Annotated in this window: 18 protein-coding genes; 8 read left to right on the top strand and 10 right to left on the bottom strand. The window is 70.8% G+C overall.

Going from position 1 to position 19,233, the window contains the following annotated elements; genetic code table 11:
• Positions 1-85: 85 nt before the first annotated feature.
• The 5 genes from ACKI2N_RS13565 to ACKI2N_RS13545 form a co-directional block, all read right to left on the bottom strand.
• On the bottom strand, positions 86-541 hold the full coding sequence (locus ACKI2N_RS13565) for a RidA family protein (RefSeq protein ID WP_420997034.1): 456 nt from the start codon (positions 539-541) through the stop codon (positions 86-88).
• A gap of 11 nt (positions 542-552) precedes the next feature.
• Positions 553-1,491 carry a DMT family transporter gene (locus ACKI2N_RS13560; protein ID WP_420997107.1) on the bottom strand — a complete coding sequence of 313 codons (939 nt, stop codon included), beginning with the start codon at positions 1,489-1,491 and terminating at the stop codon, positions 553-555.
• A gap of 87 nt (positions 1,492-1,578) precedes the next feature.
• Complete coding sequence (locus ACKI2N_RS13555) at positions 1,579-2,232, bottom strand: LysE family translocator (protein ID WP_420997035.1); 654 nt, start codon at positions 2,230-2,232, stop codon at positions 1,579-1,581.
• Complete coding sequence (locus ACKI2N_RS13550) at positions 2,229-2,948, bottom strand: alanyl-tRNA editing protein (RefSeq protein ID WP_420997036.1); 720 nt, start codon at positions 2,946-2,948, stop codon at positions 2,229-2,231. Before ACKI2N_RS13550 ends, ACKI2N_RS13555 begins: the two co-directional genes overlap by 4 nt.
• An 80-nt stretch (positions 2,949-3,028) precedes the next feature.
• On the bottom strand, positions 3,029-3,709 hold the full coding sequence (locus ACKI2N_RS13545) for a VOC family protein (protein ID WP_420997037.1): 681 nt from the start codon (positions 3,707-3,709) through the stop codon (positions 3,029-3,031).
• A gap of 94 nt (positions 3,710-3,803) precedes the next feature.
• On the opposite strand from ACKI2N_RS13545, the gene ACKI2N_RS13540 reads away from it, so the two are divergent.
• The 4 genes from ACKI2N_RS13540 (at position 3,804) to ACKI2N_RS13525 (ending at position 9,653) form a co-directional block, all read left to right on the top strand.
• On the top strand, positions 3,804-5,342 hold the full coding sequence (locus ACKI2N_RS13540) for a PLP-dependent aminotransferase family protein (protein WP_420997038.1): 1,539 nt from the start codon (positions 3,804-3,806) through the stop codon (positions 5,340-5,342).
• 125 nt (positions 5,343-5,467) lie between these two features.
• Entirely contained in the window at positions 5,468-7,381 is a 1,914-nt protein-coding gene (gene htpG / locus ACKI2N_RS13535) for a molecular chaperone HtpG (RefSeq protein ID WP_420997039.1), read from the top strand.
• A 59-nt stretch (positions 7,382-7,440) separates the two neighbouring features.
• The gene (locus ACKI2N_RS13530; protein WP_420997040.1) at positions 7,441-7,971 is read left to right on the top strand and encodes a DNA-deoxyinosine glycosylase; all 531 of its coding nucleotides are present in this window, start codon (positions 7,441-7,443) and stop codon (positions 7,969-7,971) included.
• Positions 7,972-8,090: 119 nt separating this feature from the next.
• Positions 8,091-9,653, top strand: a complete 1,563-nt coding sequence (locus ACKI2N_RS13525; RefSeq protein ID WP_420997041.1) for a lyase family protein — start codon at positions 8,091-8,093, stop codon at positions 9,651-9,653.
• Positions 9,654-9,676: 23 nt separating this feature from the next.
• Here the strand turns inward: ACKI2N_RS13525 and ACKI2N_RS13520 are convergent, their stop codons facing one another.
• Complete coding sequence (locus ACKI2N_RS13520; protein ID WP_420997042.1) at positions 9,677-10,372, bottom strand: mobilization protein; 696 nt, start codon at positions 10,370-10,372, stop codon at positions 9,677-9,679.
• A 248-nt stretch (positions 10,373-10,620) separates the two neighbouring features.
• Positions 10,621-11,394: an alpha/beta fold hydrolase gene (locus ACKI2N_RS13515; RefSeq protein ID WP_420997043.1), complete on the bottom strand. Its 774-nt coding sequence runs from the start codon at positions 11,392-11,394 to the stop codon at positions 10,621-10,623.
• Between the two features lie 242 nt (positions 11,395-11,636).
• Here ACKI2N_RS13515 and ACKI2N_RS13510 point away from each other — a divergent pair, with 242 nt between their 5' ends.
• The 3 genes from ACKI2N_RS13510 (at position 11,637) to ACKI2N_RS13500 (ending at position 14,965) form a co-directional block, all read left to right on the top strand.
• Positions 11,637-13,079, top strand: a complete 1,443-nt coding sequence (locus tag ACKI2N_RS13510) for an HD domain-containing phosphohydrolase (protein WP_420997044.1) — start codon at positions 11,637-11,639, stop codon at positions 13,077-13,079.
• 113 nt (positions 13,080-13,192) lie between these two features.
• A complete protein-coding gene (locus ACKI2N_RS13505) occupies positions 13,193-13,948 on the top strand; it encodes a tetratricopeptide repeat protein (protein WP_420997045.1) in 756 nt (251 codons plus the stop codon).
• Positions 13,949-14,047: 99 nt separating this feature from the next.
• The gene (locus ACKI2N_RS13500) at positions 14,048-14,965 is read left to right on the top strand and encodes a spermidine synthase (protein WP_420997046.1); all 918 of its coding nucleotides are present in this window, start codon (positions 14,048-14,050) and stop codon (positions 14,963-14,965) included.
• 62 nt (positions 14,966-15,027) lie between these two features.
• Here ACKI2N_RS13500 and ACKI2N_RS13495 read toward each other — a convergent pair whose 3' ends face one another.
• Positions 15,028-16,665, bottom strand: a complete 1,638-nt coding sequence (locus ACKI2N_RS13495) for an ABC transporter substrate-binding protein (protein ID WP_420997047.1) — start codon at positions 16,663-16,665, stop codon at positions 15,028-15,030.
• 228 nt (positions 16,666-16,893) lie between these two features.
• Here ACKI2N_RS13495 and trmB point away from each other — a divergent pair, with 228 nt between their 5' ends.
• Entirely contained in the window at positions 16,894-17,565 is a 672-nt protein-coding gene (trmB, locus tag ACKI2N_RS13490) for a tRNA (guanine(46)-N(7))-methyltransferase TrmB (protein ID WP_420997048.1), read from the top strand.
• 64 nt (positions 17,566-17,629) lie between these two features.
• On the opposite strand, the gene ACKI2N_RS13485 is transcribed toward trmB, so the two are convergent.
• Positions 17,630-18,832, bottom strand: a complete 1,203-nt coding sequence (locus tag ACKI2N_RS13485; RefSeq protein ID WP_420997049.1) for a DUF2863 family protein — start codon at positions 18,830-18,832, stop codon at positions 17,630-17,632.
• Positions 18,833-18,978: 146 nt separating this feature from the next.
• A complete protein-coding gene (locus ACKI2N_RS13480; RefSeq protein ID WP_420997050.1) occupies positions 18,979-19,128 on the bottom strand; it encodes a hypothetical protein in 150 nt (49 codons plus the stop codon).
• Positions 19,129-19,233 lie beyond the last annotated feature (105 nt).

Here is a 19,233-nt window from a genome sequence, read left to right as displayed (position 1 = left end):
GGGCGGCCCGGCAGCCGGCGGGCCGGCTGCGCGGATTGCGCCGGTGCGGCCATGCAGGGCCGCGGGGCTTGCCTGCTGCGGCGGCTTACTTGACCTCGACGATCATCTCGATCTCGACGCAGGCGCCCATCGGGATCTGCGCCACGCCGAAGGCGCTGCGGGCATGCTTGCCGGCGTCGCCGAAGACTTCCACGAGGAATTCCGAGGCGCCGTTGGTCACCAGGTGCTGCTCGGTGAATTCCAGCGTGGAGTTGACCAGGCTCATCACCTTGACGATGCGGGTGACGCGGTTCAGGTCGCCGACGTGGGCGTGCAGCGTGGCCAGCAGGTCGATGGCGATGGCGCGCGCGGCGGCCTTGCCGTCTTCGGTGGCGAGGTCCCGGCCCAGCTTGCCGACCCAGGGCTTGCCGTCCTTGCGCGCGATGTGGCCGGAGAGGAACACGGTGTTGCCGGTCTGGGCGGCCATCACATAGGCGGCGGCGGGGGCGCCGGCGGTGGGCAGTTCGATACCGAGGCGGGCAAGGGTGTCGTAGACGGACATAAAGTCTCCTGTCAGTGGGGTCGTCCCTGAGGGATGGGGTGGGGTTCTTCGGCGGCGGGCGCTGGCACGGAGCCGGCGGGGGCGCTGCGCACGGCGGTCCGGCGGCCCGCGGCCACCACGCCGATCACCGCCACCGCGAAAGCGAGGGTGGCGGCGTCGAGCGGCTCGGCCAGCATCAGGGCGCCGCCCGCCAGCGTGAGGAACGGCTGCAGCAATTGTATCTGTCCCACGCGGGCCACGCCGCCTTTTGCGAGCCCGGCATACCAGAACAGGAAGCCGATGAACATCGAGAACACCGACACATAGGCCACGCCGAGCCATGCGCGCGGCGTGGCCGCGGCGAGCTGGCCGGCATGCGCCAGCGCCAGCCAGCCCACCACCGGCAGCAGCACCGGCATCGACACCGCCAGCGCCCAGCTGATGGTTTCCAGCCCGCCCAGCTCGCGCGACAGCTTGCCGCCTTCGGCGTAGCCCAGCGCGCCGAGCACCATCGCGGCAAACAGCAGCCAGTCCGCGTGCTGCAGGCCGCCGGCGCCCTGCCACAGGGCAAAGGCCACCACCAGCGCGCTGCCTGCCGCGGCCGACAGCCAGAATCTTGCCGAGGGGCGCTCGCGGCCGAACCAGGCGGCGAACACGGCGGTGGCCAGCGGCAGCAGGCCGGTGATGATGGCGCCGTGCCCGGACGGCACCTCGCGCATGGCCAGCGAGGAAAACAGCGGAAAGCCCACCACCACGCCCAGCGCGGTCACGGCCAGCCGCCGCCACTGGCTGCCGCGCGGCCGTCGCGCCGCGGCGAAGGCGCCGCGCTGCCACAGCAGCAACAGCGCCAGCAGGCCGGCCACCACGGCGCGGCCCAGCGCCACCAGGGTGGCATCGAGCTCCGCCACCGCCATGCGGGTGAAGGGCAGGGTCTGGCTGAACACGGCCACGCCGATGAAGCCCAGCAGCATGCCGCCGCCGTGGCTGGCCTGGGTGGCCGGGCCGGGACGCGGCCGGGAAGCGGGTCGGGAAGCGGGTCGGGTCGTCATCGTCATGCCTCAGCGGGACGCCGGGCCGCCGGACAGGGCGATCCACAGCGCGGTCAGCGCCAGCGACAGCCCCATCGCGCGGTTGAACCAGCGGATGCGGTTGCCCACCTGCAGCCAGTGCCGCAGGCCGGCGCCGAGCGCGCCGTACACCCCGTTGCTGACGAAGCCGAACACGCCGAACACCGCGCACATCAGCAGCACGCGCTGCAGCGGCGACGGCGCGCCGGCCATGTAGGAAGCGGCGGTGGCCAGCGCCAGCATCCACGCCTTGATGTTGGCGTACTGCAGGATCACCGACTGCCACACCGACAGCGGCCGCAGCACCTGCTTGTCGCTCAGCACGGTGCTGCGCGCCAGCCGCAGCGCCAGCCACAGCAGGTACAGCACGCCCGCCGCGTGCACCAGCAGCCCCAGCGCCGGGCTGGCCAGCACCAGCGCGCCCACGCCGGTGGCGCACAGCGCCACGATGCTGGCAAAGCCGAAGGCCACGCCCACGCAATGCGGCAGCGTGGCGCGCAGGCCGAAATTGGCGCCGGTGACGGCGGCGATGGTGGTGTTGGGGCCGGGCGTGAAGGCGCCCACCGCCAGCAGCGTGAGCAGCGCGGCGAACTGCGCCATCGACAGCCCGGCCAGCAGGTCCGGGCCCGCGAGCGCGCCCGTCATGCCGCGAACTGCACCACCACGCGGCGGTTGGTGCGGCTTTTCTTCTCGATCTTGGTCACCAGCACCGCGCCGATCTCGCCGGTGGCGGCCACGTGCGTGCCGCCGCAGGGCTGGCGGTCCACGCCGGGGATCTCGATGATGCGGATGGCGCCGCTGCCGGCCGGCGGCGCGGCGCCCACGGTGCGCACCAGTTCCGGCTGCGCGGCCAGTTCCGCGGGCGTGATGAGGTCGACGCGCACGCGGCTGTCGGCGCCGATCAGGGCGTTGAGCTGCTCGGTCAGCACGGCCTTGTCGAGCGTGGATTCGGGCAGGTCGAAGTCGATGCGCGCCGAGTCGGGCGAAATGCCGCAGCCGGTCACCGGCACCGGGATCAGCGAGCCCAGCAGGTGCAGGCAGGTGTGCAGGCGCATCAGGCGGTGGCGGCGCTCCCAGTCGATGGCGACGGCGACGATGTCGCCGGGCCCGGGCAGCGCGGCGCCAGGCGCCGGCACGTGCAGGATACGGCCGCGGTCCGGCGAGTAGACGGTTTCGAGCAGCGCGATGGTGGCGCCGTCGGCCAGCCTGAGCGTGCCGGTATCCCCTGCCTGGCCGCCGCTGCGGGCGTAGCAAACGGTCTGGTCGAGTTCGATGCCCTCGGCGTGCACGGCCACCACGGTGGCGGTGCAGTTGCCCAGATAGGCGTCGTCGTCGAAGCGCTTGCGGGTGATGGGGGGCATGGCTGAAGTCTCCTGCGGTCGTTGTTCTTGTGGTGAATGCGGTACGGCTTTCGGCTTTTCTTTCTTTCCTCGGGCGCCGCTCAGCGCAGCGTGCGCACCCCGTCGGGCGTCTCGATCTCGGCGCTCAGCCCGGCCTCGTCGCCGGGCTCCAGCGCGATCAGCCCGCCGCCCAGCCATTGCAGCGCGCGTCCGAGCCGCGCCGCCTGCGGATGGCGGCCGCGCAGCGCGCGCAGGGCCAGGCCCTGGCCGGGCAGCCGCGCCGACGGGTGGACCGGCACGTCCCACTGGATCAGGGTAGGCAGCACGCCGTCGCCGGCCACGGCCGGGCCCTGCTCGTCGGCCGGCCAGCCGGGCAGGCTGCCGTCCCCGGGCACCGCGATGCGCCAGCGCAGGTCGCCGCGCGTCATCGGGATCACCGGGGCGATGCGCGCGGGGTATTGCGATTGCCACAGCGACAGGTCGACGGGGCGCGCCACGCGCGCGGCCCAGTGCAGCAGGAACGGGCCTTCGCGCAGGCGCGCCCGGATGGCCTCGCTGTCCAGGCCGAACCAGCGCGGGCGCGCGGGCGCCGGCGCTGCCGGGTCGATGGCGATGACTTCCAGGTAGGCCCCGCCGGACAGGTTGAGCAGGCTGTTGTGCGTGCCCATGCCGGGGTGGGCGCCGCCCGGCTGCGGCGGCACGCCCAGCGCCTCGGCGACATGCCGCGCGCCGGCCTCGAGCGTGGCGGCGGCAATCACGAGATGGTCGAGAGCTAGCGTCATTGTGTGTTGATGGTAGTGAAGGTTGTCGGTACAGTACCTATACAGTTATGCAGATCATTCACGGTACAGTGGCGGGAGCAGGAGGAAGCAGGACATGAGCAGCGACGATCTGGTGGCGCCGGGGGCCGCGCCGGGCCTCAAGAATAAAGCAGGGGGGGCGGCCAGTAGTGCGGTCGGTAGTGCGGCCGAGCCCGCGCGCCCGCTGCGCCTGGTGCCGCCGCCCACCGAGCGCATGCCCAGCCCGGTGCCGTCGGCGCAGATGACGCTGGTGGAGCAGTTGACCGAGTGGGCCCGGCTGCGCATCGACGAGCGCATCTTCCGCGCCGGCATGCGCATGCCGTCGATCCGCCAGCTGGCGCAGGACAAGGGCATTTCCCGCTTCACCGTGGTGGAGGCCTACGAGCGGCTGGTGGCGCTGGGCTACCTGGAGTCGCGCCGCGGCTCGGGTTTCTACGTGCGCGAGCGCACCCCGCAGGCGCCGGCGGTGGCGCCGGTGGCGACCGGCTCGCGCAATATCGACGTGACCTGGCTGCTGCGCAGCATGTTCCACTCGAGCGAGCCGCACAAGTCGCCCGGCCTGGGTTTCCTGCCGAACGACTGGCTGGACGGCGAGCTCGTGGCCAGCGCCTTGCGCGGGCTGGGCCGCCAGCCGGGCAGCCATTTCCTGGTCAGCGGCACGCCGCAGGGCTTCCTGCCGCTGCGCCAGCAGTTGCGCAACCGCCTGGCCGAGCTGGAGATCGGCGCCGCGCCCGAGCAGATCGTGCTGACCTCGGGCATCACCCAGGCGATCGACCTGATCGCCCGGCTCTACCTGCGCGCCGGCGACGCCGTGCTGGTGGGCGACCCGGCCTGGTTCGTGATGTTCGGCCGCTTCGCCGCGCAGGGCGCGCAGCTGATCGGCATGCCCTATACCGCCGAGGGCCCCGACCTGGACGCGCTGGAGCGCATCCTGCAGGCGCGCCGCCCGCGCCTGATGGTGATCAACTCGGTGCTGCACAACCCCACCGGCACCTCGCTGTCGGCCGCCAAGGCCTTCCAGCTGCTGCGGCTGGCCGAGCAGTACGACCTGCTGATCGTCGAGGACGACATCTACTGCGACCTGTGCCCGCCCGGCCACCCCGCCACGCGCCTGGCCAGCCTCGACCAGCTGCGCCGGGTGATCTACCTGGGCAGCTTTTCCAAGACACTGGCCGCCAACCTGCGCGTGGGCTTCATCGCCGCGCATCCGGAAACCGCCGCCGGCCTGACCGACAGCAAGCTGCTGGCCGGCCTGGCCTCGCCGGAAATCAACGAGCGTGTGCTCTACAAGGTGCTTACCGAGGGCCACTACCGCAAGCACGTGGAGCGCGTGCGCACGCGGCTGGACCGCGCCCGCGACGACACCCGCCGCACGCTGGAACGCATGGGCCTGGCGCTGTTCCCGGGCCAGCACGCCGGCCTGTACCTGTGGGCCGATACCGGGCGCGATACCAACGCCATCGCCACCGCCGGGTACGAGGAGGGCTACCTGTTCGCGCCGGGCAGCCTGTTCTCGCCGTCCCAGATGCCGTCGAGCTGGATGCGCTTCAACGTCGCCAGCAGCCAGGATCCGGCCATGCTGGCTTTCCTGGCGCGCCAGCTCGAGCGGCGCTAGCCGCATCTTGAAAATCGTGTCCCGGGCCTCATGTTCCGGGACACCGGCCGGGCGCCACGGCGCCGCGGCCAGGACACCAGATTCCCGTTTCAGCCAGATTTTCCAAGTTTGCCAAGAGGAGAACCATGACCGCACCGCACGAGACGATGAGCTTCCAGGCGGAAGTGAAGCAATTGCTGCACCTGATGATCCACTCGCTGTACAGCAACAAGGAAATCTTCCTGCGCGAGCTGATCTCCAATGCTTCCGACGCCACCGACAAGCTGCGCTTCGAGGCGATTGCCAACCCGGCCCTGCTCGAGAACGACGCCGACCTCGCCATCCGCATCGAGGCGGACGCCAAGGCCCGCACGCTGAAGATCACCGACAACGGCATCGGCATGAGCCGCGACGAGGCCATCCGCAACCTGGGCACCATCGCGCGCTCGGGCACCAAGGAATTCTTCCAGCAGCTCTCCGGCGACCAGCAGAAGGATGCCGCGCTGATCGGCCAGTTCGGCGTGGGCTTCTACTCGGCCTTCATCGTCGCCGACAAGGTCACCGTGGAAACGCGCCGCGCCGGCCTGCCGGCCAGCGAGGCGGTGCGCTGGGAAAGCGCCGGCGACGGCGAGTTCAGCGTGGACGCCATCGAGCGCGCCGAGCGCGGCTCCACCATCACGCTGCACCTGCGCGAAGGCGAGGACGATTTCCTCTCCGCGTGGAAGCTCAAGGGCATCATCCAGAAATACTCGGACCACATCTCGCTGCCGATCCGCATGCCCAAGGAAGTGTGGGATGCCGACACCAGCGCGTACAAGGAAACCGGCGAGTGGGAAAGCGTCAACCAGGCCAGCGCCCTGTGGACGCGTTCCAAGTCGGACATCACCGACGAGCAGTACACCGCCTTCTACCAGCACATCTCGCACGACAACCAGGCCCCGCTGGCGTGGACCCACAACCGCGTCGAAGGCCGCAGCGAATACACCCAGCTGCTGTACGTGCCGGCGCGCGCGCCGTTCGACATGTTCGACCGCAACCACAAGGGCGGCCTCAAGCTCTACGTCAAGCGCGTCTTCATCATGGACGAGGCCGAGCAGCTGCTGCCGTCCTACCTGCGCTTCGTCAAGGGCGTGGTGGATTCGGCCGACCTGCCGCTCAACGTGTCGCGCGAACTGCTGCAGGAAAGCCGCGACGTCAAGGCCATCCGCGAAGGCTGCACCAAGCGCGTGCTGTCGATGCTGGAGGCGCTGGCCGACAGCGACGACGAAGCCGAACGCGCCAAGTACGCCACCTTCTGGGAGCAGTTCGGCCAGGTGCTCAAGGAAGGCCTGGGCGAGGACGCCGGCAACCTCGAGCGCATCGCCAAGCTCCTGCGCTTCGCCTCCACGCACCAGGACAGCGCCGAGCAGAATGTCGCGCTGGCCGCCTACGTGGGCCGCATGAAGGAAGGCCAGGACAAGATCTACTACGTCACGGCCGACAGCTGGGCCGCGGCCAAGTCGAGCCCGCACCTGGAAGTGTTCCGCAAGAAGGGCATCGAAGTGCTGCTGCTGACCGACCGCGTGGACGAATGGATGCTGTCCTTCCTGCGCGAATTCGACGGCAAGGAACTGGTGTCCGTGGCGCGCGGCGACCTCGAGCTCGGCGCGCTGGCCGATGCCGACGAGAAGGCCGAGCAGGAGAAGGCCGAAGGCGACTGGAAGGACGTGCTCGAACGCGCCAAGACCGTGCTCGAAGGCAAGGCCAAGGACGTGCGCGTGACGCTGCGCCTGACCGAGTCGGCCTCGTGCCTGGTGTCGGACGAAGGCGACATGAGCGGCTACCTGCAGCGCCTGCTCAAGCAGGCCGGCCAGAAGGCGCCCGACGCCCAGCCCATCCTGGAGCTGAACCCGGACCACGCGCTGGTGCGCAAGCTGCGCGCGCTGGCCGAGTCCGGCACCACCGACGATGCGTTCGGCGACCGCGTCCACGTGCTGTTCGACCAGGCCCTGCTGGCCGAAGGCGGCACGCTGGAAGACCCGTCGGCCTACGTGCGCCGCATCAACAAGCTGCTGGCCTGAGCGCCGGCCCCCGGCCGCCCTCCCTCGTCCGCGCGGGAGGGCGGCATTGGCAATTCGCGATGACAGCACTCCCGCAACAGACGGCGGCGCTCAAGCGCTGCTTCCCGCCCGTGGTCGACGCCGACACGCGCGTGCTGATCCTGGGCAGCCTGCCGGGCGAGGTGTCGCTGGCGCAGAGCCAGTATTACGCGCACCGGCAGAATCGCTTCTGGCACCTGACCGGCGAGGTCATCGGCGAGGACCTGGCAGGCATGGACTACCCCGCGCGGCTGCGGACGCTGCTGGCGCACCGCGTGGGCCTGTGGGACGTGGTGGCCGAGGCGCGCCGCGATGGCAGCCTCGACAGCAACATCCGCGACCACGCCGGCAACGACCTGCCCGGGTTGATCGCGTCGCTGCCCGGCCTGGCGGCGATCGCGTTCAATGGCGGAACCGCGGCGCGGATCGGCATGAAAGCGCTCGGCGCCATGGGCGACCGCCACCAGATCGTCAGGCTGCCTTCCAGCAGTCCCGCCTACACGCTGCCGTACGCGGAGAAACTCAGCGCCTGGCAAGCGTTGCGTGCCTGGTTGCCCGGGCCGCCGCGTTAGGCGCGATGCCCGCACGGCCGGGCGCGTAGAATCACGGCCAGCTGGCACGGGGGACCGCAGGCGCGGATCGAGACCGGGCAGCCAGGACGACGACAAACCCGATCAGGAAGATCCGCAACATGATGCATTGCAACATGCGCGTTCCCGCGCGCCCGTTTTCCGCGCAGGCCGGCAAGCCAAAGGCCCTGCGCATCCGCGCCATCGCTTTGCTGGCCGCCTTGTATGCGACCTGCGCCGGCGCGCAGCAGGCGCCGAAGCGCGACGAGTTCTTCTGGCTGGGCGAGATCAACAAGGCGTCGGCGGTCATCAACACGGAGCAGGGACTGCTCGACAAGGCGGTGGCGCCGCGCGTCGCGGCGGGCGTCGCCAAGGTGATCCAGGACGGCAACCAGCCCGGCGGCAAGCGGCCGTCCAGCGTGATCACGTTCGAGCCGCTGCTGATCCAGGCGGCGGGCGTGGAGGTGACGCTGCTGCACGCGGGCCGCTCGAGCCAGGACATGCACGCCACCTATCGCGCGGCCATCATGCGCGACAACCTGCTGGCCCTGGCCGACCAGCTGAACCGCACGGCCACGACGCTGGTGGCGCTGGCGGACAAGCACAGCGCCACCATCGTGCCGAACTACACCAACGGCGTGGCCGCGCAGGCCAACAGCTACGGCCACTACCTGCTGGGGTTTGCCGCCGCGCTGGACCGCGACGCGCAGCGCATCCGCGAGACCTACGCGCGGGTCGACCGCTCGCCGATGGGCACCACGGTGCTCAACGGCACCAGCTGGCCGCTGGACCGCCAGCGCATGGCGGGCTACCTCGGCTTCGACGCCATCGTCGAGAACGCCTACGACGCCGCGCAGATCTCGTCGGCGGAATACCCGGTCGAAGTGGGCGCCATCGTCACCACCATCGCGCTGCAGGCCGGCAACTTCATCGAGGACGTGATGACGCAGTACGCGCAGTCGCGGCCGTGGATCCTGCTGGCCGAAGGCGGCGGCAATACCTATGTGTCGAGCGCGATGCCGCAAAAGCGCAATCCGGGCCTGCTCAACGGCGCGCGCCACGATGCGTCGATGGCCATCACGCTGGCGATGGGTCCGGTGATCGAGGCGCACAACATCCCGCCGGGCATGCCCGACGCCAAGGAGGTCAAGCCCAACAGCGAGATGGTGGGCAGCGCGATCAAGGTGCTGAAGGACTGGGACCGCATTCTCGGCGCGCTGGTGATCAGTCCGGAACGCGCGCTCGATGAACTGAACAGCGACTGGACCGCCTCGCAGGAACTGGCCGACGTGCTGATGCGCAAGTACAAGGTGCCGTTCCGCGTGGGCCATCACTTTGCCTCGGAAATCGTCGAGTACGCGCGCGCCAGCGATATCCGCCCGAGCGACTTCCCGTATGCGAAGGCCCGGGACATCTACCGCGAGGCCGGCAAGGCGTACGACGCCGGCGAGCTGCCGATGAGCGAGGCGGAATTCCGCGCGGCGCTCAACCCGCTGGCCATCACCAACGCGCGCGCCACCAGCGGCGGGCCGCAGCCGGCGGAGATGAAGCGCATGCTGGCCGCCGCCCGGCAGCGGCTGGTGCAGCAGGACGCCTGGATCCAGGCGCGGCGCGGCAGGATCGACGGGGCGCTCGCGCGGCTGGACGCCGATTTCGCCAAGATGGTCCCCGCCGCGGGCAAGTAGGGCAGCCGGCGGCGCCGGCGTGCTTACAAGGGCAGCCGCGCCATCTCCGCATGGGCGCGCTGCAGCCATACCTTGACGCGCTGCCGCTCCAGCAGGCCGAGCCCGGTGGCGGCGCGGTCCGGGTGATTGACCGCGGCCCAGAAGCTGGCGCTGTGCCGGTCGATCTTCTGCATCGTGGTGTCGGGCAGGTGGCGCAGGGTCATCACGCTGGCGCCGAGCGCCTCGGCCCGCTCGCGCTCGCCCGAGGCTTCCAGGATGTCGAAGCGGTCGCCGCGGATTTCGTTGAGGACGAGCACCAGTTTGATGCGTCCGCCGAACTGGTCGAGCCATTGCCGCAGCAGGTCGACCGAATCGCGGCCCGCGTCCATCACGTGCCACCATGTGAGCGTCAGGCCGTGTTCCCCGGCAAGGCCGAGCACGTCGGCATCGTCGAGCCACCTGGCCAGCGCTGGCTGGGTCTGCGCCGCGAGGTCGACCAGGATGCGCCGCTGCGGGTCCTCGACCGCCTGCTCGATGATGGGGTCCAGGCTGTCGTGCTGGTCCAGCACGGCGGGCGAGGCGAAATCGGCATAGAAGCGCAGCAGCGCGCCGTGCGATTTGTCGGTGTCGAAGCCCAGGAACGGCATGCCCTGGTCGATGAAATGCTGGGCCAGCAGGCGCGCGACGAGCGATTTGCCCACGCCGCCCTTCTCACCGCCGATGAAGTGGATGTGGCTCATGTCTGCGGTTCCTTTGTCATGGAAAGGGCCTGGCCGCAAGGGCAGTCCCGGGTTTCGCTAAGGTGACTGCGAAACATGACAGTAGCAAGTAACATGCCGCATCGCCGGCGGGCGGGCCGGAGCGGGCGGGACGCCGGTCGCCGCCGTCCGCGGTCTCCCGCAGAAGCGGGCGACCCGCCGCGAATGGCAAGGCGCAGGCTCAACGTCCGCCCGCGCCTTGCCTCCTCGCGCCGATTTCGCGCGCGGCCTTACTTCGTGCTGGCCTGCACCGCGTCGATGATGACCTTGGCCACCTCGGCGGGCCGCGATTGCTGCGGCACGTGGCTGGTCGGCAGGCTGGTGACCTTGGCGCCGATCTTCTTCGCCATCGCGCGTTCCAGGTCGGGCTGGATCATGCGGTCCTTCTCGCTCACGATGTACCAGGACGGGCGCGTGGACCACGCGGCGGCGGTGACCTTCTCGCCGAACGATTTCGCCTGGATGGGGCCTTGCGTGACGGCCATGACGCGCGCCTGCGCGGCGGGCACGTCCTGGGCGAAGTCGTGGGCCATGGCCTCGGGCGGCAGCGACAGGTAGCCTTGCGCGTCGGCCACCAGCTTGCCGATGCCCGGCGGCGTGGGGTAGCCCTTGCCGAGTTCCTCGGTGGACTGGCCGGCGTCGGGCGCGAACGCGGCGACGTACACCAGCGCCGCGACCTTGTCGTCGTTGCCGGCTTCGGTGATCACGGTGCCGCCCCACGAGTGGCCGACCAGCACCACCTTGCCTTTCTGGTTGTCGATGGCGCGGCGCGCGACGGCCACGTCGTCCTGCAGCGAGTTCAGGCCGTTCTGCACGGACTGCACCTTGATGCCCTTGGCCTGCAGCAGCGGGATCACCTTGGCCCAGTCCGAGCCGTCGGCGAAGGCGCCGTGCACGAGGACGACCGAGGGTGCGTCGGCGGCGGGCGCGGCGGCGTGGGCGAAGGAGCTGGCGGCCAGAGTAAGGGCGCCCAGGGCGAGCGAAATGGTCTTACGATGCGACATGATGGATCTCCGGTTGAGGGTTCGGCACGGGTTCGTGACTGGAACCGAGTATCGGCAATCGCGGCCGCCGCCGGAATCGGTCGATTATCCGACCCCGCCCGGCCGCTGCCGCGGCCCTTGCCGCCAGGTCCGTGCGCTTTTGTGTTCTCATTGGCCGCCGCGGCATGCCGTGCGCCCGCGGCCGGCCCGCAACCGCACCGCAACCGCAACCGCAACCGCAACCGCAACCGAACGAACGCCGCATGCAAAACCCAGATACCGTGCCGGTCCTCGACGCCATCCTGGCACTGGCTTTCATCGGCGACCTCAGCATGGGCCGGCCGACCGACCATTCGCTGCGCACGGCGTGGCTGGCCGCGCAGCTCGCCGAGCGGGCCGGCTGCGGCGCGCAGGACTGCCGCGCCGCGCGGCAGGTGGCGCTGCTGCGCTGGTCGGGCTGCACCGCCAACGCGGCCGGCTTCGAGGCGCTGCTCGGCGACGACGTGGGCGGGCGCGAGGCCCTGATGTCGCAGACCTTGCCCGCGCTCAGCCAGGCGCAGCAGCGCGGCATCTTCCCGCTGGCGGAGATCCATTGCGAGGTGTCGGGCGAGATTGCCGCCATGCTCGGCATGGGCAACGCGGTGGAGCAGGGCCTGCGCAACATCTTCGAGACCTACGACGGCACCGGCATGCCCGGCCGGCTGCGGCATCCGGCGGTGCCGGAGCTGGTCTATCACGTGACGCTGGCCAGCGACCTGGAGATCCTCGGGCGCGTCCACGGGCTGGAAGGCGCGCTCGCGCGCATCGCGGCCGCCGGCAACCGCAAGTATCCGGATGCGCTGGTCGGGCCGTTGCGCCGCCACGCGCGCGACTGGCTGGCCGCGCTGGACGAGCAGGCGCCGGCGGGCGGCGGCATGCCGGCCGCGCGCGGCGAGGAAGACGTCCCGCTGACCGTGATCGCCGACGTCATCGATCTCAAGCTGCCGTGGATGGCCGGGTATTCGCGGCAGGTCGCGGAGCTGGCGCGCGCGAGCGCCGCGCTGCAGGGGCTCGATGCGGTGCTGCAGGCGCGCCTGCACCGCGCCGGCCTGATCCATGGCATGGGCCGCGCCGCGCTGCCCAACCGCCTGTGGAACACGCCGGGCCGGCTGCCCGCGGCGGACTGGGAGCGCATCCGCCTGGTGCCGTACTGGACCTCGCGCGCGGCCCGCCAGATCGGCACGCTGGGCGCGGAGGCGGAGCTGGCCTCGTATGCCTACGAGCGGCTCGACGGCAGCGGCTATTTCCGCGGCCTCGGCGGCGACGCGCTGTCGGCCGCGCACCGCACGCTGGCGGTGGCGGCGGCCTGGGCCGCGCTGCGCGCGCGCCGTCCGTGGCGCGAGGCGATGGCGCCGGACGCGGCGGCGGCGCTGCTGCGCGAGGAAGCCGCGCGCGGCCGCTTCGACGCCGACGCGGTCGAGGCCACGCTGGCCGCGGCCGGCGGCCGGCAGGCGCCCGCCGCGCCGCGCACGGCCGTGGTGCTGTCCGAGCGCGAGACCGACGTGCTGCGGCGCATCAGCCAGGGCGAGAGCAACAAGGAGGTCGCGCGCACGCTGTCGATCAGCCCGAGCACGGTGCGCACCCACGTGGAGAGCATCTTCCGCAAGCTCGAATGCTCCACGCGCGCGGCGGCGACGCTGAAGGCGTTCACGCTCGGACTGCTGTGAGCCGCCGCGCCGGCGGCCGGCTACCTGCTGCCGGCCGCGCGCATCTGTCACAATCCTGCCTGTGAGCGCCGGCGGCCTGCCCGCCGGCGCGTGCCATACAGGATTGAACGACGATGCCCTATCTCGGAATTGGTTTTCACGTCATCGTGGCGCTGTATTTCGCCGTCCACGCGGTGCGCACCCACCAGAACATGTACTGGCTGCTGATCCTGTTCCTGTTCCCGGGGCTGGGCAGCGTGGTGTATTTCTTCGCCATCTACCTGCCGGCGCTGCGCCAGACGCGCGGCGCGCGCGCCGCCACGCGCGCGATCGGGCAACTGGTGGACCCCAACCGCGCCGTGCGCGAAGCGCGCGCCGCCTTCGACCGCGCGCCGACGGTCGACCACCGCATGCGCCTGGGGGCCGCCCTGCTGGACGCGGACGAGCCCAAGGAGGCGCTGCAGCACTACGAGGCCGCCGCGAGCGGCCCGTTCGCCAGCGATCCCGCGCTGCTGCTGGGGCTGGCGCGCGCGCAGTTCGCCACCGGCGCGCACGCCGCCGCCGCGGCCACGCTGGAGCGCCTGTTCGAAGCCCAGCCGCAGGCGCGCCAGCAGGCCGATCCCGCCTTGCTGTATGCGCGCGCGCTGGCCGCCACCGATGCGCCCGGCACGCGCGCCGCGTTCGAGCAGGCGTTGAGCTGCGCCAGCGATGCCGCCGCGCGCTGCCTGTTCGCCGACTGGCTCGCGGCGCGGCAGGACGGCGCCGACCGCGAGCGCGCGCAGGCCCTGTATGCCGAGATCGTGCACGACGGCAAGCACTGGCCGCGCCACGCGCGCGAGCACAACCGGGAATGGCTGCAGCGCGCGCAAGGCGCGCTCGGCAAGTCCTGATGCCCTGACGCCGGCCGCTGCCGCCTGCCGTCGCATGAAGCCGCGCGCCGCCCCGTAAGGCGGCACGCCTGTCCGTATTCCCGCCTTTCCCCGACCGACATGACTCTCCTGAAACGCAAATCCATCGAAGCCGTGGCCTCGCGCCGCCCCGCGCGCGGCGAGCGCGGCCGCGCCGGCGCGCAGCGCGAAGACCGGCAAGAAGACCAGCGCCGCGAAGCGCGCCGGACCGAGCGCGAAGAAAAGCGCATGACTCCGCGCTTCGCGCCGGTGACCTTCTCCGAGATGGACGGCGTGCGCTACCTGCACTTCGGCACGGAATGGGTGCAGGGCGCGATGCGCCTGCGCAAGCCGGACGCCATCGAGCTGGAGTACGCCCAGCAGATGATGGCGTGGCTGCTGTTCCTGTCGCCCTCGGCGCCGGACTTCCACGTCGCGCAGCTGGGCCTGGGCGCGGCGGCGCTGACCAAGTTCTGCCACCGCCAGTTCAGCCGCGCGCGCGTCACCGCGGTGGAGCTGAACCCGGCCGTGATCGTGGCCGGGCGCAGCATGTTCGGCCTGCGCGAGGACGACGCACGCCTGACCGTGCGCGAGCAGGACGCCTGGGACTACGTGATGGACAGCGCCCACACCGCCGCGCTCGACGTGCTGCAGGTCGACCTGTACGACGCCACCGCGCGCGGCCCGGTGCTGGACACCACGGCGTTCTACAAGGCATGCCGCCGCGTGCTGAAGGCGCCCGGGGTGATGACCATCAACCTGTTCGGCGACCACGACAGCTTCCCCAAGAACATCGTGCGCATCTGCGAGGCCTTCGAGGACCGCGTGCTGGTGTTCCCGGAAGTGCACGACGGCAACGTGATCGCGCTGGCCTTCAACGGCCCGGCGATCGACGTGTCGTGGGAAGTGCTGGAACTGCGCGCGAAGGTGGTGGAAGACGCCACCGGACTGCCGGCGCGCTCGTGGGTGAAGGGGCTGCGGGCGGCGAACGCCCGCCAGGAGGAGCGGCTCAGGATCTGAGCCCCGGCCGCCCGGCATGCAATGCCCGCCTGCCGCTTTGCCGCTTTGCCGCGTTCCGCTGCTTACTGCTTGTGGAAGAACTGCGCCAGCGACCACTCGTCGGTGCGGGCTTCGTACTTCAGGTCCTTGCGCATCGCCCACATCGCCAGCTGGCTGTGCGAGGGAATGATGGCGTGGTCGGCCAGCGCGAACTTCGCGGCGGCGCGGGCGTTTTCCTCGCGCGCCTTGTCGCTGCTCACGGTGGTGAGCGACTTCTCGATCAGCTGGTCGAGCTGCGCGTTGCTGTACTTGCCCCAGTTCCAGGTGCCATAGCCGGTCTTGGGGTTGGGCGTGCCGGTGATCGAGCGCAGCGCCACGTCGGCGGCCGCCGAGCCCCAGCCCAGCATCTCGAAGGCGAAGTCGCCCTGGCGCGCGCGCGTGAAGTAGGCGGCCACGGGCAGCGTTTCCACCTTGGTCTGGATGCCGATGCGGGTGAGCATGCTGGCGGTGGCCTGCGCCACGGCGGCGTCGTTCAGGTAGCGGTTGTTGGTGGCGTGCAGGGTCAGGCCGAAGCCGTCCGGGTAGCCCGCCGCGGCCAGCAGCTTCCTGGCGCCTTCGGGGTCGTAGGCATCGGGCTTGGTGCCCGGATGGCCGAAGATCTGCGGCGAGACGATCGACGAGGCCGGCACCGCCAGCCCTTCCATGATGCGGCTGACGATGGCGTCGCGGTTGAGCGCGTGGCTGATGGCGGCGCGCACGCGCGCGTCCTTGAACGGATTCTTGCCGAGCGGCTTGCCGGCCTTGTCGGTGACGAACGGCGGGTTGTCGCGCGACTGGTCCATCTGCCAGAAGATGGTGCGCCACGAGACCTGCTGCTCGATGCGGAACTTGGGGTTCTGCCTGAGCCGGGCGACGTCGGCCGACGGCACGCTTTCGATCACGTCCACGTCGCCGGCCAGCAGCGCCGCGCTGCGCGCGCCGTTGTCGGTGAGGATGCGGAAGATGGCGCGGTCCCATTCGGGCTTGGGCCCCCAGTAGTCGGGGTTCCTGGCCATCACGATTTCCTGCCCGCGCGCGAAGCGCACGAACTTGAACGGCCCGGTGCCGATCATGGCCTTGCCGGAGTCGAAGTCGGCCTGGCTCAGCGTGGCCGCCACCTTCTTCGGCATGATCGGCACGCTGTTGAGGTCGTTGGCGAGGTTGGCGTAGTTGGGCACGCTCATGGTCAGGCGCACGGTGAGCGGGTCGGGCGTGTCGATGCGCGCGATCGGCTTGGTGTAGCTGGTGAAGGAGCCGGGGCTGTTGACCAGTTTCTCGGGGCGTTCGAGCGAGGCCTTGACGTCTTCGCTGGTAAACGGCGAGCCGTCGTGCCATTTCACGTTGGGACGCAGCTTGATCTCCCAGGTGATGGCGTTGACCGGCTTCCACGACAGCGCCAGGCCCGGGATGTAGCGGGCGTTCTTGTCCATGAACACCAGCGACTCGAAGATATGCAGCGCGATGGCGTTGTTGGGCCCGGAATTGTTCCACTGCGGGTCCATCGAGGTCACGTCGGCGGACAGGCCGATGCGCAGGTCCTCGGCGCGGGCCGCGCCGGCGGGCAGCATCAGCAGCGCGGCGGCGCCGAGCGCCAGCGCCGCGCCGGCGCGCAGCGCGGCGCGGCGCGGCATCAGGGTCTGCAGGCGGCTGGTCGGGTGGTGGATGCGGCGGTTGGCGGTCATCGGATGCGCTCCTAGCACGGGCCGCCGTGGCGCGCGTGCGTGCGTGCTGGCGGCGGCGGGTTCTCAGAAGGGGGTGGCGGCGCGCGGCAAGCGGGCGTCCGGCCGACCCGGCTGCCCGCATTGTGCCGCCAAAACGACATCGATGTGCGATAGCCGCGTCATATCCTTATGCTCGCCGCCGGCGCCGCGCCTGTCCACCCCGGCTGCGCAGCCGGTAGAATCGCGCCCATGTTCGCCAACTCCCGCACCATCACTTCGGCGCAGGCCGATGTCCACGACCATCTCGCCGCGCGCGTGGCCCGCCACCTGGCCGAGCCGTTCCGCAAGCCGATCGGCGAGCCCAGCCGGCGCGCGCTCGATCTTGCGTTGCAGCAATGGCAGCGGGCCGGGGCGGCGCCGCTGATCCTCGACGCCGGCTGCGGGGTGGGGGAGAGCACGCTGCGGCTGGCCACGGCATTCCCCGGCCACTTCGTCATCGGCGTGGACCAGTCCGAGAAGCGGCTGGCGGGCGGCAAGGACTGGTGGGACGGGCCGATGCCCGCCAACTTCGCCTGGGCGCGGGCCGACCTGGTCGACATCTGGCGCATGTTGCAGGCCGAGTGCGTCCCGGTGGCGCGCCACTATGTGCTCTATCCCAATCCGTGGCCCAAGATCGGCCACCTGGGGCGGCGCTGGCAGGGCCACGCCGTGTTCCCGGCGCTGGCTGCCTGCGGCGACTACCTGGAGTGCCGCAGCAACTGGCGGGTCTATATCGACGAATTCGCCCAGGCGCTGGCGCTGGTGGGGCGCCCGGCCGCGGCCGGGCCGTGGCAGCCGGTCGCGGCCATCACGCCGTTCGAGCGCAAGTACGCCGCCTCGGGCCATGCCTTGTGGCGCTGCGTGAGCCCGCCGCCGGCCTGAGCGGGCCCGCCGACGAAAACGGCCCGCGCAAGGCGGGCCGTCGGCAATCCGTGGCGGGGCGCGCTCAGTGGAACAGCGGCTGCTGCGTCGGCGCGTCCTCGGGCAGTTCGGCGTGGACGATCTCGCCCGAGCGGTCGGCGTAGAGCGGCGTGCCGCAGTCCTCGCAATACTCGGGGTCGAACAGCGCGGCGTGGCGGAAGATGTCTTCCACGCCGGCATTGCGCAGTTCCTCGCAGATCTGCTCGAGCGGGTTGTCCTTGTCGGTGGCGTCGATCTCGCCGGACTCGCGGCCATAGACCGGCCAGACGATGCCGTAGATCACGTCCTTCTCGCCGCGCATGGTGAAGCCCACGCGATATTCCTCGACTTCTTCCTCGCCGAAGGCGGCCACCACCGCGGCCATCTGGCCGGCCGGCACGTCGAGCGTGCCGCACAGGTAGTTGACGGCGGCGCGCACCGTGAGCGGACGGATGCTCTTGTCCGATTCGCGGCAGGACAGGAAGAAGGCGTCCGGCAGCAGCAGCTCGAACTCGCAGCCCGGCAGCAGCAGCGCGATCGAAGGCTGCACCTGGGTGCGCCACTGCTCGAGGCACATGGAGCGCTCGGCGTGGTGGTCCTTGGCGTCTTCCTGCCAGCGGAACAGGGCCTGTTCGTGCGGCGCTACCACCACCGCCAGCAGGTAGCGCGGGTCGGCCAGGATCGGCGCGGTTTCCGGCAGGTCGCGCAGGTCGACCTTGGGCGTGGTGCCGGACATCGCCGCCGACACCAGCTTGTAGGTCAGCGCGAAGGTGTCGCTATGCGTGCGCGGGAGCTGGTCGATGCTGTACAGGTAGGGCGACAGCGCCATGCGCGTGCCGGCCGCCAGCACATGCGCCTGCATGTGCACCGAGAGCGTCTGCGCCAGCTCGGGCTTGAGCGCGCCCGAGGGGATGGCGTAGCGCGTGTGGGCCAGGATGGGCGCGGCGATCAGCAGGGCGTCGTAGCTGACACCGTCGATGTCGACGGTGGCGGATTCGGCCAGGGTCTCGGCTTGCTCGGCCAGCACGTCGGAGGCGTCGGCGTTGTGCTTGAACAGGTGTTCGAGCGCCGCGTCGAGCGCGGACTGGCTGCCGTTCTTCAGCAGCCGGCCCAGGCGTTGCGAGAGCCGCCGCTCCCAGTACCCGTCCTCCATGCGGCTGCCCGAGGCATCGAGCGCGAGCGCATCGGCCACCAGACGCTCGGCGTCAGGCGAAAGACGTTGGGAAGCCTTGGGGCGAAAACCTGCCATAAGTCGAGATCATCCGTTTTTCGGTAAAACGGTATTCTACTCGCTACGTTGACAAAACATGGCGTGCGGTGCCGCATGGGTTCCGCGCGGCGCGGGGCGGGGCAGTGCCGCCCGCGCGCCTGCCCGGTGCCGGGCCCGCCGGCCGCCTATTTCTGCGCGGCCGGCTGCGGGGTTTCGGGCGCGTGGCTTTCCACGCCGTGCTGCTCGCCGCCGATGGAGATGTCTCCGCCGCCCTTGGTGAGCAGGTAGAGGGCCGCGCCGGCGATGACGACGAATGCGATGAAGATCTTTGCCATGTTGTCTCCGATATGAGGTGAGCGTCGGAAGCCGGCGTGGCATGGCTGGCCGGACCGGCCGCCGCGCACGCTGCTTTCTTGTTGTTGACGGCAGTGTCGCAGGGC

It is taken from the genome of Cupriavidus sp. 30B13 (assembly GCF_049059565.2).
Lineage (GTDB): Bacteria > Pseudomonadota > Gammaproteobacteria > Burkholderiales > Burkholderiaceae > Cupriavidus.
Note: the sequence above shows the minus strand (reverse complement) of the source record. Positions and strands in the feature narration are given on the sequence as shown.